General features: G+C 53.6%; 18 protein-coding genes. 3 read left to right on the top strand and 15 right to left on the bottom strand.

Features of this window, described 5'->3' with window-relative positions; all coding sequences use genetic code 11:
* Nucleotides 1-189: 189 nt before the first annotated feature.
* On the bottom strand, nucleotides 190-327 hold the full coding sequence (locus RAC89_RS04420; RefSeq protein ID WP_306612040.1) for a hypothetical protein: 138 nt from the start codon (nucleotides 325-327) through the stop codon (nucleotides 190-192).
* Nucleotides 328-353: 26 nt separating this feature from the next.
* The gene (locus RAC89_RS04425; RefSeq protein ID WP_306612041.1) at nucleotides 354-1451 is read right to left on the bottom strand and encodes a hypothetical protein; all 1098 of its coding nucleotides are present in this window, start codon (nucleotides 1449-1451) and stop codon (nucleotides 354-356) included.
* A gap of 197 nt (nucleotides 1452-1648) precedes the next feature.
* Here RAC89_RS04425 and RAC89_RS04430 point away from each other — a divergent pair, with 197 nt between their 5' ends.
* Nucleotides 1649-1747: a YjcZ family sporulation protein gene (locus tag RAC89_RS04430; RefSeq protein WP_284640882.1), complete on the top strand. Its 99-nt coding sequence runs from the start codon at nucleotides 1649-1651 to the stop codon at nucleotides 1745-1747.
* A 62-nt stretch (nucleotides 1748-1809) separates the two neighbouring features.
* Here the strand turns inward: RAC89_RS04430 and RAC89_RS04435 are convergent, their stop codons facing one another.
* From RAC89_RS04435 to RAC89_RS04450, 4 genes are read right to left on the bottom strand one after another with little or no spacing between them, the layout of a single operon-like run.
* On the bottom strand, nucleotides 1810-2604 hold the full coding sequence (locus RAC89_RS04435; protein ID WP_306612043.1) for a Cof-type HAD-IIB family hydrolase: 795 nt from the start codon (nucleotides 2602-2604) through the stop codon (nucleotides 1810-1812).
* Between the two features lie 35 nt (nucleotides 2605-2639).
* Nucleotides 2640-3389: a pseudouridine synthase gene (locus RAC89_RS04440; RefSeq protein ID WP_306612044.1), complete on the bottom strand. Its 750-nt coding sequence runs from the start codon at nucleotides 3387-3389 to the stop codon at nucleotides 2640-2642.
* A 1-nt stretch (nucleotide 3390) separates the two neighbouring features.
* Entirely contained in the window at nucleotides 3391-3726 is a 336-nt protein-coding gene (locus tag RAC89_RS04445) for an RsmF rRNA methyltransferase first C-terminal domain-containing protein (protein ID WP_306612045.1), read from the bottom strand.
* On the bottom strand, nucleotides 3699-4904 hold the full coding sequence (locus RAC89_RS04450) for an RsmB/NOP family class I SAM-dependent RNA methyltransferase (protein WP_306612046.1): 1206 nt from the start codon (nucleotides 4902-4904) through the stop codon (nucleotides 3699-3701). Before RAC89_RS04450 ends, RAC89_RS04445 begins: the two co-directional genes overlap by 28 nt.
* Nucleotides 4905-5146: 242 nt before the next feature.
* On the opposite strand from RAC89_RS04450, the gene RAC89_RS04455 reads away from it, so the two are divergent.
* The gene (locus tag RAC89_RS04455; protein WP_284640889.1) at nucleotides 5147-5656 is read left to right on the top strand and encodes a thioredoxin family protein; all 510 of its coding nucleotides are present in this window, start codon (nucleotides 5147-5149) and stop codon (nucleotides 5654-5656) included.
* Nucleotides 5657-5859: 203 nt separating this feature from the next.
* Here the strand turns inward: RAC89_RS04455 and RAC89_RS04460 are convergent, their stop codons facing one another.
* The 6 genes from RAC89_RS04460 to RAC89_RS04485 are packed head-to-tail and all read right to left on the bottom strand — an operon-like array spanning nucleotide 5860 to nucleotide 10899.
* Nucleotides 5860-6648: an ABC transporter permease gene (locus RAC89_RS04460; protein ID WP_306612048.1), complete on the bottom strand. Its 789-nt coding sequence runs from the start codon at nucleotides 6646-6648 to the stop codon at nucleotides 5860-5862.
* Between the two features lie 5 nt (nucleotides 6649-6653).
* Nucleotides 6654-7469, bottom strand: a complete 816-nt coding sequence (locus tag RAC89_RS04465; protein ID WP_306612049.1) for an ABC transporter permease — start codon at nucleotides 7467-7469, stop codon at nucleotides 6654-6656.
* Nucleotides 7466-8500, bottom strand: coding sequence for an ABC transporter ATP-binding protein (locus tag RAC89_RS04470; protein WP_306612050.1), 1035 nt, complete (start codon nucleotides 8498-8500; stop codon nucleotides 7466-7468). The genes RAC89_RS04465 and RAC89_RS04470 overlap by 4 nt, the downstream gene beginning before the upstream one ends.
* Nucleotides 8501-8536: 36 nt before the next feature.
* Nucleotides 8537-8959, bottom strand: a complete 423-nt coding sequence (locus RAC89_RS04475; RefSeq protein WP_306612051.1) for a DUF309 domain-containing protein — start codon at nucleotides 8957-8959, stop codon at nucleotides 8537-8539.
* A 16-nt stretch (nucleotides 8960-8975) separates the two neighbouring features.
* The gene (yjbM, locus tag RAC89_RS04480; RefSeq protein ID WP_284640899.1) at nucleotides 8976-9779 is read right to left on the bottom strand and encodes a GTP diphosphokinase; all 804 of its coding nucleotides are present in this window, start codon (nucleotides 9777-9779) and stop codon (nucleotides 8976-8978) included.
* Nucleotides 9780-9795: 16 nt separating this feature from the next.
* Complete coding sequence (locus RAC89_RS04485) at nucleotides 9796-10899, bottom strand: quinone-dependent dihydroorotate dehydrogenase (protein ID WP_306612053.1); 1104 nt, start codon at nucleotides 10897-10899, stop codon at nucleotides 9796-9798.
* A 176-nt stretch (nucleotides 10900-11075) separates the two neighbouring features.
* On the opposite strand from RAC89_RS04485, the gene RAC89_RS04490 reads away from it, so the two are divergent.
* Nucleotides 11076-11210: a hypothetical protein gene (locus RAC89_RS04490; RefSeq protein ID WP_284640901.1), complete on the top strand. Its 135-nt coding sequence runs from the start codon at nucleotides 11076-11078 to the stop codon at nucleotides 11208-11210.
* On the opposite strand, the gene RAC89_RS04495 is transcribed toward RAC89_RS04490, so the two are convergent.
* The 3 genes from RAC89_RS04495 to RAC89_RS04505 all read right to left on the bottom strand — a co-directional run bounded on the left by RAC89_RS04495 (nucleotide 11207) and on the right by RAC89_RS04505 (nucleotide 14244).
* Complete coding sequence (locus tag RAC89_RS04495; RefSeq protein ID WP_306612054.1) at nucleotides 11207-12613, bottom strand: L,D-transpeptidase family protein; 1407 nt, start codon at nucleotides 12611-12613, stop codon at nucleotides 11207-11209. The genes RAC89_RS04490 and RAC89_RS04495 overlap by 4 nt on opposite strands.
* A 459-nt stretch (nucleotides 12614-13072) precedes the next feature.
* Nucleotides 13073-13978, bottom strand: a complete 906-nt coding sequence (locus RAC89_RS04500) for an IS3 family transposase (RefSeq protein ID WP_306612056.1) — start codon at nucleotides 13976-13978, stop codon at nucleotides 13073-13075.
* A complete protein-coding gene (locus RAC89_RS04505) occupies nucleotides 13900-14244 on the bottom strand; it encodes a helix-turn-helix domain-containing protein (protein ID WP_306611401.1) in 345 nt (114 codons plus the stop codon). The genes RAC89_RS04500 and RAC89_RS04505 overlap by 79 nt, the downstream gene beginning before the upstream one ends.
* Between the last annotated feature and the right edge of the window lie 60 nt (nucleotides 14245-14304).

Genomic DNA, 14304 nt, shown 5'->3' on the forward strand with positions numbered 1-14304 from the left:
GCCAGTAGGTAGCAATAACCGTAAAAGTTCACTCAGAGCTCACAATAAGTCCCCGAAAATCCGCTATGGAATTAGATTGACCTGATTTTCTTGGATTAACGCCTTGAAAGTCCTTTATTGATTCATCGCGGACAGAAGCAGCAGCACATACAAAGAAACCGGCGCCCTTACGGGTACCGGTTTCTTTGTTTAGCGCTTCGACTTCTTGATTTTCTGTTCCTTCTCGCTAAATTCAGCATTCTCTTGGGATGAGGCGTTTTTCACCAGATCTGCCGCCGTCATCGTCACATCGAGATTTTTCATGCCCTCTTGGGTTGCTTTGTCCATCGCGCCGACAGTCCCTTCTTAATGGATTAGTGAACCTGCTCGCTCTCGAACATCATTTCTTCAATCAGCCGGTTACGGTGCATCATGCTCAGATTGATGGTGTCGTAATCCTTTTCTTTGTCCAGCTCCTGCATCAGGATCGTGGCGATGTATTCACGGTCGTCCGTCGTTCCCGGATCGCGGAAATCGATAAAGCCGGTCAACTGCTTCTGGCTAATATCCACCGTTGCGGTGCCGATCGGCAGCCCGCCGCGGGATTGCTGGTATATTTCATACGTCAGCACATCTCCGTCGTCTCTGGCAAGCACAACGGAATAGTCCTCCGCATGGATTTCCGCCCGCAGTACGTCCACTTCCTCAAGATCATCCTCGAGTACAACCTCGTCGACCGGCTCCAGCAGGAACAAAGCCTCTTCCTCCGCCTCATCCAGCAGCTCCTCGTGGGTCAGCTCGATGGTTTCCAGCACCTTGTCATCGTAAATCATATCCAGCACAAAGGTGTCGATCTCCTCCGAGTCGAAGTCATGGACGATGAGATCCGTAACCGTGTCGATATCCTCTTCTTCCGGCTCCAGCATCCAGTGTACGGCGCCCGTTACATCCGAACCAAGAATGCGCACGAACGCCTCCGCTACCCAATTCTGCTCTTGATCATATACATGATACTCGACGGCATTACGGGATTCTCCTACGATGACGAGCTCATACTCCATGGAGTACTCATCGCGTGAAGCCGGAGGCTCGTCCTCATACCGGTTATCGTTATCGACCCAGTCATAGTCGTAATCCGCATCGTCGGGGGCCAGCAGCGTCTCCTCGTCGAGCATCTCGTCATGACGCTCCGCGGCGATCACGTGGTCGAAGGTGCTGTACGTCACCATCACTTCGCAATCTCGCGCCCCTAGAGCATGAAGGAGCGCCTGGACATGAAGGTGGACGAAGTCATACACTTGCTCCGTATCCTCTTCGGACAAGACCTCTTTCTCCAATTGGAGTGAGCCGGAGATGCGTCCTTGCTCCCGATACACGAGCGTCAATGTACCAACATACCGATTTTTGAATAGAACATCGCTTACTTCGCCGCCGGCTGTTTTCAAATCCGGTCTCAGCATCACATCTGTCATGCAGCGTCGCCTCCAATAGGGAGAGAATGGTTGGAATCCCTACTGCGTTAGGATATCCCTAACCGCCCAAAATCTATGCGTACACGGGCATTCGTCCAGACCGGGCAGAGGCAAATGACATAGGATATATCAGAACCGGTTAAGCAACGGGAAATGCCGGACCGGTGAATCTTACAGAATAAAGAGGAGGAATTACAATGAGTCATGTCGGCGGATTTTACACTTCTGTAGGTGCTATTCTTGTCCTGTACATCCTGCTCGTGATTATCCTGCGCTCCGGCGTATTCGGTGTTTAATGGAGGACGGCAAAAAGGCTTGAGCCCTTAGGGGTTCAAGCCTTTCTTGGCTTTTCGGCGGGCTATACGCAGAAATCCTGCAATATCCGGGATACCCCATCCTCATTATTGGACGGAGCGACAAGATCCGCCGCTTCCTTAACCGCATCCGGCGAATTGTCCATAGCTACTCCCAGCCCGGCAAATTCAATCATATCGATATCATTATAATAATTGCCCATGGCCAGAATAGCTTCCCTTCCGACCTGAAGCTGCTCCGCCAGCTTTTCTAAGGCGGTCCCCTTGGAGACACCCTCCAGCATGACATCGATAAAATGAACGCCGCTGCGGATCATGACTAAGCCCTCGGGCAGCCCCGATTCCAGCCACTGGCGCTCGACTTCATCCATCCGTTCCTCCGAGCCGAAGACAGTCAGCTTCACCATAGGCTGCCGAAGCTGAAGCACATCGGCCGTCACTACCGGCCGCACCATATATTTCTCGTACATTGCCGCTTCCTCTTCACCGGCACGTTCTACATAGAGATGCTCTGCGTCATTCACATCGAAATGCACCTCCTGCTCGCGGCAAAACCGGATCAATGGCTCTACTTTGCCGATAGGGAAGCTGAACTGGTGCAGCACCTGAAACCCCGGGGTTTGCACGGTCACAGCACCGTTATGCGTAATCAGCACTCCCTCCAGCCCCAGCTTGTTCATTATGGGGATGCTGTTCTCGGGACTGCGGCCGGTGCACAGCACAATCTGTGTACCCGCGCGATGAATCCGCTCGATGGACCTTATAGTCGCTTCCGTTACTTCATATTGATCATTCAACAGCGTTCCGTCGATGTCCAAGGCTATGATGCGATACTTCACTTGTTACTCCCCCTCTCCCGTTACTCATCTTCCTGCTACGATTCTCCTCCGTGCGCTTGAAGCTTCCGGACTTCCTCCTCCGTGAGCTCCCTGCAGCTCCCTGTCGGCAGCTCAGGATCAAGCTCAAGCGGCCCCATAGAAAGCCGTTTGAGAAAAAGCACCTTTTTGCCTACGCTTTCGAACATCCGTTTCACTTGGTGAAACTTCCCTTCCATAATCGTCAGCTCGATCCGGGAAGGCACCGAGCGAGCCGGATCCCCCGCTTCCAGGATGCGAAGCTCGGCGGGCATCGTCCGGTAGCCGTCGTCCAAGGTGACCCCCTCGCGGAAAGCCGCCTGATCCTCCTCCGTTACTTCCCCTTGCACGTCGGCGTAGTACGTTTTCGGAACATGCTTGCGGGGAGAAAGCAAATTGTGAGACAGCTTCCCGTCATTGGTCAGCAGGAGCAGTCCTTCCGTGTCCTTATCCAGGCGTCCAACGGGGAACAACTCAAAATGCGCATACTGCTCATCCAGCAGATCGATCACCGTCCGGTCCCGGTTATCCTCCGTAGCCGATACGACACCTTGCGGCTTGTTCAGCATCAGGTAGACGAACTCCCGGTACCTCACCGGCTCTCCGTCCACCGTGATCTGATCCAGCTCCGGGTTCACCTGCTGCCCGCTGTCCTTCACCTTCTTATCATTCACGGTCACCGCCCCCCGCTTCACGAGGAGCTTGATTTCGCTTCGCGTCCCGAAGCCTGCATGGGCCAGCAGCTTGTCCAGCCGCATCGTAGTTTTCATGTCAGGTCCACCTCCAGCCTGGGGGATATTCGTTCTTGAGGAGCCCGTCCTGCCATTTGGCCCAGCCGACGGGAAAGCCGTCGATACAGACGAGGCAGTAGCCCTTGGCCGGCACGTCCGGCGCTGCGACGTGCAGCTCCTCCGGGGCGAGATGCAGCGTCTCGCCCTTCAAATACCGCACGGCCCGCTCGTCGGCGGCCGTGAAGCTCACGCTGCGCAGCGCGTCCTCCCGCCTTAGCCCGAGGGCTAAGGCATGGGACGGCTCGAAGCGCAGCCGGCTTGCTTCGCCCAGGTACCACCCTGGGCGGATCACCCGGATGCCGGCGAGATCCGGCATCGGCTCCGGCGGCGCGGCGTACAGGTGGTCGCCGCGCTGAACGGCGGCCACGCGCGCTCGGCCGCCAGGCTCTCCGCCGCGAAGCGGCGGAACGCCTCCAGCGGCTCCGCGCGCTGACGGCGCCGCGCGCAGGCGGGCGTGTGCCGCGCCCGGCGACCGGGGTCGCCCTTGCGGCGCGCGGCCGCTCGCCGCGCGGGCTCGCGCTCTCGCGGACCGACCGCCCGCGACTCGCGACCGCCGGCGCTCTCGCGCGCTCCCGCAGGCGCCGCTTCGCCGCGGCGAACCAGCACCGCCGCGTAGTGGCCTTCGCCCTCCAGGCGGTGCGGCCACAGGCGCACGGTGCCGGCGACTTCGTCCCGGCGCTCCAGGCGGCCGTCCACCCAGTCCGGCCGCCCCGGGCTCCAGCCGTAATCCCTGTCTTCCACCGGCAGCACGGCAAAGTCCGGGTGCCCGTCCAGAAACTCGGCGATCATCGCTTCGTTCTCCTCAGGGGAAAACGTGCACGTAGAGTAAACCATCCTCCCGCCCGGAATCAGCATGCGTGCCGCCTGCCGGAGCAGATCCCGCTGCATGGCCGCGTAGCGCTCCACCCAGCCGGGCTCCCACGCCTTCGCCATCTCCTCTTCCTTGCGGAACATCCCCTCTCCGGAGCAAGGGGCATCGATCAGAATCCGGTCGAAATACCCCTCGAAGGCCGATTGCAGCTTGTCCGGCTGTTCATTCAGCACAACTGCATTGCGGACCCCGCTCAGCTCAAGATTTTTCACCAGCGCCTTCACTCGGTCCGGGTGGATATCGTTAACTACCAGTACTCCTGTTCCTTGAAGCTTGCCTGCGATTTGCGTCGATTTGCCTCCGGGAGCGGCGCACAGATCGAGCACCCGCTGCTGCGGATGAACATCCAGCAGCTCCACCGGCGCCATAGCGCTTGGCTCTTGTATGTAATATAAGCCTGCATGATAATGCGGGTGCTTGCCCGGGCGTCCCGCTTCATTATAGTAAAACCCGTTCTCCACCCACGGGATCGGCTTTAGCTGAAGGCTGGTCAGCTTCAGGAATTGCTCCGCAGTCAGCTTGAGCAGGTTCACCCTTAATCCGAACAGTCGCTCGGCCTCATAGGAGGCCAGAAATGCCGGCATATCCTGCTCCAGCAGCCGGCTCATTTTATCCAAAAACACCTTGGGCACATAAGCCCCCATCCGGATCAACTCGCTTGTTTGTTATGGTTTAGCCCGGCGGTACGCCGCATTCTCCCCATTGTACTTCTTCTCCCAAATGACCGCAACAGCCCTTCTTCGTCACAGAAAACAAACTGTCGAAAAACCTTCAAAAATCATGTAAGATGAGAGGAAGGAATGATAAGCCATCATATCGAATATTTTGTTAGTGACTATTCATTGATAAGGAAAGAGGGGCATAAGTGAAGAAGCTAGCCATTTATTTATCTATTGTCGTTGTTTTGTTCGGGGCACTATTCATCGTAAACCAGCAATCGAATCAGGCGAAGAATGCCAAATATGCGGACAATCCTTACGGAATTTCGCCGGATAAACTGAACGTGGAGACCGTTAAGCTGCTGGACGATCCGAATTACCAGAACCTGATTTTACCGGAGCAGCTGAAGCAGAAGGTCGATAATAAAGAGGACTTCTTTATTTATTTCTACGCATCCACATGTCCACACTGCAAAAGAACGACTCCTATTCTAGCGCCGATGGCGAAGGATATGAATATCGATTTAAAGCAATACAACCTGGAAGAGTTTAAGCAGGGCTGGAACCAATATAAAATCGAGTACACGCCAACCCTTGTATACTATAAGGGCGGCAAAGAAGTGGAGCGGCTGGTAGGCGGCGTGGCTTCCAATGGGGAAGCGGGCCATACCCCGGAGACCTACAAGCAATTTCTTGAGAAGTATAACAAAAAATAATACGGCTTTACCGAGTCTGGCACCCAGGATGCCGGACTCTTTTTTTTACCGTTGACACCATCGTAGCTTGTTGACTTAGATAAAAATAGCAAAGAGCCCCGAATCAGCCGGCATGACTGGGGCTCTTGGAAGGAGTTTTCAATGAAAGATCCGGACCGTTACGAGATCGGCTTCGGCTAGGGACGGATCAACCCTTCGTGACACTAGCTGCTGGCACTCGTATAAGACATGAGCGCATGCCGCCAAAACCACCTTGATGCCGCAAGGCATACTACGGCAGCGAGCACGCTGATGATTCCCTCCGTATAACTCAGCCTTCCTACCAATGCAGCCGAAGGAAAGGTCGTAATGAAAGCTACGGGAAAAACATACGTCAGCACAAATCGAAGCACGCCGCCGTAGACGGAAACGGGAAACCGCGCCGTTTCGAAGAAGGAAGTGAACAGGAAGCTGAGATTATCCACCTTCACCGCCCAGAACGATACCGTCATCATGGCCATCCACAGCGAGTAAACGACAAGCAGCGAGGATACAAACACAACGATAAACAGCAGAACCTCGGTGACGCTCGGTACCATCCCCAGCTTCCATAGGGAGTAGATGAGCATGCCGAAGCCGAGAGCCACATCCGACAGGCGCCAGAAAACCAAATGACGGAAGCTGACATAGAACTGGCTGTCGATTGGTTTGGTAAGCACATAATCTAACGTTCCGGTTCGTACATGGCTCACCAGCCGGGTCATATTCGGCTGCAGGAAGAACTCGATAAAGCCGCGGATCGCCGTAAAGACGCCAAGGAGGGCAAGCACCTCGTAATAGGACCAGCCCCCCACCGTATCCGTTCGGAAAAAGTAAATTTGCAAGGTCAATACGGCTACGAGCAGCCAGAAAAGCGTAGTCATTATATTGGCTGCGAAGTTCGCCCGATATTCAAACTCCTCCACAAGACATGCCCGGAAAAATTCACGCAAGCATCGCAAATATTTGTTCACTTGTTTTATCCTCCCGCGGCACTATACTTTCGCAGGCCCCTCTGCCACAGCCACCGAAATAACAGCCCAAGGATCAGCATCCATAAGGCTTGAACGGCAAAGCCGCGCCAGATGAGCTCGTACTGTCCGGCCAGCCTTCCCGTCAGCAGGTCCACAGGGAAGCCGACGGTACTGTAAAACGGCAGCCAGGAGGCGATTCTCGCAACCTCCGCCGGAAACAGGGACAACGGCGCAATTCTTCCGGCCAGAAACAGATGAATCCCCTCGTACAGCATATAGATCGAAGTGGCGCGATTCGTCCAGAATGCCAGCATGCCGAACAAATAACCGATTAGAATACACATGACTGACGAACAAAGCACAGCGGCTAAAGTAAGAACGAGAGAGGCGGCATCAGCCGGAGGCCTCGCCATCGGCCATACCAAGCACAGCACAATCCAAGCCGGAATCAGCAGAAACGCAAAGAACGATTTATATACCAAATTTTGAGCTATGCTCCAATGAATCGGATGAAAGGGGCGCAGCAGCTTCGCAGATAAAGTGCCCTGTCGGATTTCGCTGTCAAGCTCCCATACATCCCAGGATCTCGTTAGCCGTTCCACCACGAGCACGCCGAGGAAGTACACGATGTAATCCTTAGCGCTTAGCCCAGTGCCTGCTCCGCTGTTATTGATCGAGAGCCAAACGGATAAGCTTACTAGCGGCTGAATGAAGGATCCGATCATCCAGATGACGCTCTCGCTTCGATACGCCAGCATGACAGACCATTCTACTTGAAGCAGCATCCTGTATTTTTCCCTGAAAGCATGCCACGAGTTCATGATGGCCTCACCCGTACAGAGCTGTCCTCTGCTTCAGCGGTGTAAGCCCGCCCAATGATGGACTCCATGGAAGGCTCCTCAATCGTAAGATCTATGACTGGGAATCGTCCGAGAAGCGCTGCGGAAACAGACGATACTTGTTCTCTAGGTACCTCCAGGATCACCTTGGGAAACTCCGCAAGAGCTGCTTCCGCCGATAGCTCCAGCTCGAGAATGGCTTGCTCCATCCGTCGCTTCAGCTCTTCGCTTGCCAGCTCCGGGCTCAGCTGCAGGATGACCCGCTTCTTTCTCGAGTACCGGTCGATGAGCTCTGTCATTCCGCCATCATACAGCAATTGCCCGCGACCGATCACCATCACTCTCTCACAGAGCGCCGTGACGTCTCCCATATAATGACTCGTTAACAAAATCGTTGCCTTGTAAGCCTGATTATACTGCTGTACGAACCGCCGCATGGCCTCTTGCATTTTCACGTCCAGACCGATCGTCGGCTCGTCCAGGAATAAAATATCGGGCTTATGCAGAAGCGATGCGGCCAGCTCGCATTTCATCCGTTCGCCCAGCGAAAGCTGCCGTACCGGCTTCTTGATCACGTCCTCAAGCTCCAGCATCGAGGTTAGCTGCTCCAAGGTTTGCTTGTACTCCGCATCCGGAATTTCATAAATCGCTTTATTGACCAGGAAGCTTTCCGCCGCAGGAACATCCCAGATCAGTTGACTCTTTTGACCCATCACAAGACTGATTCGCCGTTTGAAGGCGTTCTTATGCTCCCAAGGCACGTAGCCCGCTACCTTAATCGTTCCCGAGGTAGGATGCAGGAGTCCGGTCAGCATCTTCATCGTCGTCGTTTTGCCTGCCCCGTTCGGTCCAAGGAAACCGACGATTTGCCCTTCGGGGATATGGAAGCTAATGTTCTCCACTGCCTTGACCGTGCGGTATTTCCGATGAAACAAGCTCCGCAGGGATGCTGCGAAGCCCGGCTCTCTCTCGTGCACCTCGAAATGCTTAGACAATTGCTCGACTCGAATCAACCTTCTCCACGCCTCCTTCCTGCAGCAGATTGACGCTTAGTGCTCTTCTTCCCCCGGTGTGGGGGGCGACAAACGCAGCTCCTCCACCAGTGCTTCCAGCTCTGCATCCACAATACGGATATCCAAATCATAAAAAGCGAACGGCTCCGTCTCCGCCCGATGCAGCTTATCAAGATACTCCCGGCTCTCCTCCACCAGCTTGCCGAGATCGATCCCGAGAGTGATCTCTCCCTGTCCTTGCAGCTTCTCCACAGCGGCTGTGAACAGCTTAACGGCACCGCCAAGATTTCCGTTCCGGTAATGGTAAAGGCCCACTGCCACCTGCAGCAGGCCTTGATATAACGGATCTCGCCCTTCCTCGAGCCAGAGCTCCTCCATTACCTCGTGACACTCGAAATAATCCCGCGGAACGTTGAAATAGTAAACGAACTGTACATATAACGGGTCGTACGACCGCATCTCATTTCCGCTCCTTTTACGTGTAAGAGCCTTTCTTCGCCCTGGAAACCGCCTCATCGATCTGATGCGAAAGCTCCTTCAGATGCCACACATCGTCGGTCTCCCACAGCTCGTTAAAGCGCAGCTGATACTGGGCCGCCTCTCTTACCCGGTGATAAAAATAAAGCTCCTGAATCCCGTTCAGCACTCTTGAAACAATATTCGATTTATCCTCGAACAGCTTCTGGGCTTCCATAATCTCTTCCCGGATGCTGCTCATTTCCTGATCCAGCTTATACGCAGCCTCTGCGGCTTTGCTTAGCCGGGACACCACCTGCTCAGGCAGGCTTTCCCGGTATTTATAATTAAGCGAATGCTCAATGGTCGCCCAAAAGTTCATAGCCAGCGTCCGAAGCTGTATTTCCGCCAGCACCCGTTTCACCCCAAGAGCCGTTTGAACGGGATACTCGACAATAATATGATAGCTGCGGTACCCGCTGGGCTTAAAATTCGTAATGTAATCCTTCTCGTATTGAACGGTCATATCCTCACGGCGGGCAATCAAATCCCGCATGCGCTCAATGTCCTCGACAAACTGACACATGATGCGGATGCCGGCAATGTCCTCAATTCCCGTCTCCAGACACTCCATCGGTACATTCAAACGTTTAGCCTTATCCAGCACACTCGAGATGCGCTTCACCCGACCGGTGACGAATTCGATTGGCGAGTACTCTTCTCTGCTCTTAAGCTCCTGACGCAATGTCTTGAATTTGACCTTCAATTCCTCTACCGCCTGCTCATATGGCAGTAAAAACTTCTTCCAGTCACGTCCGTCCATCCGTCTTCCTCCCATCTTACTTCCCTTGATGTCCTGACCCGATTGCTTCGGAGACGTTCTTGAAGCCGTCCTTTCGAAGCAAATCGCGAAGCCCTCGGTTGATTTGACGAAGCAGACCCGGACCCTCGTAAATAAGCGCCGTATACACCTCGACCAGACTGGCCCCGGCCCGTATTTTTTCATATGCGTCTTCCGCAGAGAAAATGCCGCCCGATCCGATAATCGGCAGCTTCCCTCCGGTGGATTTGTATATGGTGCGAATCAGCTCCGTTGAGCGGCTGGTGAGCGGCCTTCCGCTAAGCCCTCCGGTCTCCTTCCGGTTTCCATGCCGCAAGCCGTCGCGAGCGATGGTTGTATTGGACGCAATAACGCCGGATACGCCGCTGCGTACGATCGTTTCTACCATGTACTCAACTTCATGAGCCTCCAGGTCCGGAGCGATCTTCACCAGCACCGGCTTCTCCTTGCCGCCGAACATGGCATGCTGCTTGCCGATCTCGTCCTTGACGGCCGCCAGCAGACGGGATAAGTCGTCGCCATGCTGCAGGCTTCGCAGGTCCGGAGTATTCGGAGAGCTTATGTTCACTACGAAGAAATCGCCGTAGCCATACAAGCCCTGAATACATTTACGGTAGTCATCCTCCGCTTGCTCATTCGGGGTCGTTTTGTTCTTGCCGATATTGATAGCCAGCGGGATCGTTCGGCTGCCTTGATTACGCAGGTTCCGCTTCATTCCCTCAATCCCGACATTATTGAAGCCCATTCGATTGATCAACGCTTCATCCTCCGGCAAACGGAACAACCTCGGAAGCTCATTACCTACTTGCGGCTTCGGCGTTACCGTCCCGACCTCCATGAAGCCGAAGCCGATATTGGAGAAGCCCGGCACCGCTTTGGCATTCTTATCGAGCCCGGCTGCGAGGCCGACGGGGTTCGCGAATGTAATCCCCCACAGCTTCGATTCCAGCTCCGGATAAGCCGGAACACCGTACATCAGGCTGAGCAGCTTCCGCCCCCCAGGAATATTACCCGCGGTATGCAGTCCGTCAATCACCATATGATGTGCCTTTTCCGGATCCATTCGAAAAAATATCGGTTTGCCAAGCGTTTTATACAGCATTTACGTCGTCCTCTCCCTTGTTTCAACAAAATAACCGAACGGTCAACATCTCTCTTTGACAGTTTAGCGTTTTATGAACGAAAAATAAAGAGGACAAGCTGGATTTCCCATCTGCCTAAAACGTTTACAATATGATAAAATATGCACAAACTCCTGAAATGGAAGGGCTGACTACAATGCAAAAAAAGAAACCTCCCGTCCTGCAGCGCAGACAGAAGGATGGACCGAACAAAAAATTAGCGATCTGGGTCGGTTCCGTGTTCGCCGGTATCATTGTACTAATGACCGTTCTCCTCATTCTTAACTCTTAGTTCAGCCACTTGTATACTTTCCCCGGATTCGACTCCTCCGTCAGCTGAGGGAGCCGCCAAGGCTGCGGGCTGCGGCTTACCTCAGACGGCAGGAGTCCGCTTCCGATCGTTACACTGGTGCCAAGAGGCACCATATCGAAAAGCTCCTCGACGTCCTCCTTCAGCATCCGCACGCATCCAAGGGATTGATCCTTGCCGATGCTGGCAGGTTTGTTCGTGCCGTGGATCGCATACAGCGTATCCGACAAGGTCATCCCTCGGCTGCCGAATTCCCCATTCGATTTGCCGTTCGGGTTACGCACCTTCTCCGATATGGTGAATTCCCCTTCCGGTGTGCGGGCTCCGCCAAGTCCCACGGGATAGCTGCGCAGTACGATCTTTCCGCTTACTACCGCGAGCCGGTATGTCTTCTTATCTACTATGATTCGCAGCGGTTCGGTGAATGGCTTCGTCAATTCGCCGCTCGGTGACGGGTTATTTCCCTGAGACTCCTTTGGGCTTACTGCCGGCTTCCCCTGCTGTAAGATTTCCGCCGACAGCTTTTCCTTCTCCCGGGCATACCATGTCTGCATGGCCTCGGATACCCCCGGCAGCATATTATTAGGATAGGGCTGACTCACTTGGGAAAGCTCCTCAGGAATGCTTCCGTTCCGGTCCTGATAGGCGATAACGGCGGATCGTACAACAAGCTCTTGCTCCTGCTGTAACTGCCATACAGGAAGAATGCCGGCTGCCATGCTGCTGTCCCCCGGCTCGCATTGACAGCTTTCTTGGTCGTAGTAGCTGATTTGCTGCTGCGCCCCGGTTGCCCCGGCTTCTACGGAAAGAAGCGGTTCCGGCTTTTGAGACCAGCTGATCCAATCACTGTTCCCTAAAGGGGCCCCCCGCACCAGAATACCTAGTCGTTGTATTCGTTCCTGCAGCAGCATGTTTTGCAGGGCAGCTGCCACCCTGATTTTGGACTTGTCGCCGGTCAAATAATAAACCTGGGTTTGCTGAGCCTGCTGCACCGTCACATTCGCAGGAAGCGGCAGCGACTCGACCGCAATCTCAGGCTTGATCGGCGGAATATAGAGGGCGAGCATGAGTGAGGCCAGTACCGTCATCCACAGACGCAGCCGAGAGCGCCTTGCCCGGCGCTTCTGTTCTGCCCTCCATTGCTCCAGTGGCTTCAGCTCCTCTGCCGGCAGCTCCACCCTTTGATTCTCGAACGCCTCATAAATTTCCCCAGCCTGGGAATAGCAGTACAAAGCCTTTCCTTGCTTCCCTTGGGCTTCATATTCACGCCCGAGCAAATACCAGGCCATTTTATTCTCGGGATGCTCTTTCACGTATTTTTTTAAGTATAACGGATCTTCCCGAAAAAATTGCTCGAGTTTCTCGTCCGTAGTTTTCGTCTTCACAGCAGCCTTCCTTTCTGCCACCTTCTCCCATATAATATCGGATGAATTACACATTTAGTTAATAATGACATCGGGTCGTTATTCCTCGTGAATGCCCGGTTTTGTCCGTCATTCCATGGCCATTAACGTCCTTGGAGGACGCTATTATGCCAGCTCCCCGGCTATTTCGACAATATAACGTCCCCCAAGGTCGTTATTCCTTGTAAATACCCGGCTGTGTCCGCATTCCATGGCCATTAACGTCCTCGGAGGACGCTATTCTGCCAACTCCCGGCCTTTTCGATAATATAACTCCCCCAAGGTCGTTATTCCTCGTGAATGCCAAGCTCTGTCCGCTATTCTGCCAGTTCCTCGGCTGTTTCGGCAATATAACGTCCTCCAGCTAGGGCCTGGCATACAAAAAAAAGCACCCTCTGCCCTAATGGTCTAGCCCCAATTTTGTAGACATTAAAAAAAGCCCTAGGATGCAAGCTGGCGCCGGAACTCCAACGGTGTCAGCTTGTTTAGTTTTTTCTGTATTCTCTCATGATTATAAAAATGTATAAATTCCTCTATTCTCCGTTGTGCCTCGTCCAAAGAACGGATATCATAGGGATAGAGCGCTTCCGCTTTGAGATGCGAGAAGAAGCTCTCCATGGCGGCGTTGTCTAAACAATTGCCGCGTCGGGACATGCTGATTTGGGCGCCAACCGTAGGCAGCATGTCATGGTAAGCATGAGACGTGTACTGGAAGCCTTGGTCGCTGTGAACGATCAATCCGGCTATCTTATCAGTCACGTCTTTTTGCGTTTCGAACGCGGCTTTAAACGTTTCTAGGACCAATTCATTGTCGTTACGCTTGCTTATGTGATATGCAACGATATCGTTGCTGCACAAGTCCTTGATGGCCGACAAGTATAGCCTCTCATCCCCAACACGATACTGTGTCACATCCGTTACCCACTTCTGATTTGGCTTGTCTGCCTTAAAGTCACGCTGCAGCAAGTTCTCTGCAACCCGGCCGGCAGCTTCCGCCGCCTGGTATGTACTACGATAGTTGCGTCTTCTTCGGATGACTGCCTTTAATCCTAGCACTTGCATCAACCGAAGCACCCTCTTGTGGTTGGCCTTCTCATCAAATTGTCGTTCCAGCTCCATCACAATCCTCCGGTATCCATAGGTTCCATTTCGCTGCTCATAAATGGCCTTGATTCGTTCTTTCGTCTCTTGGTCTTTGTCCACACCTTGTTTGCTCAGAAAGCGATAATATCCACTTCTGGATACGCCCAATATGCTGCAGAGTTCCGTTATTGGATATTGCTCTGCGGCCGATTCAATGATGCGATACTTTCCTTGCACACCTCCTGCTTCCAGATTTTCAAACACTTTTTTAGGACTTCATTCTCCCGCTTAAGCTGCTTCATGTGACGATCCTGATCTATGTATTCCTCTCGCCGTCCTCGTTGATCCAACAGCCCAAACTCTCCAGCCTCTCTAAATTTACGCATCCACCTCTTGACTCTATCCTTGTCTTGGATTCCGAAGTGCTCGGTGATCTGCCGGTAGCTCCATTTCTCCTCAACGTGTAGGCGAACCGCCTCTTTTTTCATTTCATCTGAGTATGATTTGAACTTTTGTCCTTTAATCGCCATGAAAAAATGCACCCCCTATAATTCATCGGATTAACCAGGGGTTTTTCCAATGTCTATTAT

The organism is Paenibacillus sp. GD4 (assembly GCF_030846225.1).
GTDB lineage: Bacteria > Bacillota > Bacilli > Paenibacillales > NBRC-103111 > Paenibacillus_G > Paenibacillus_G silviterrae.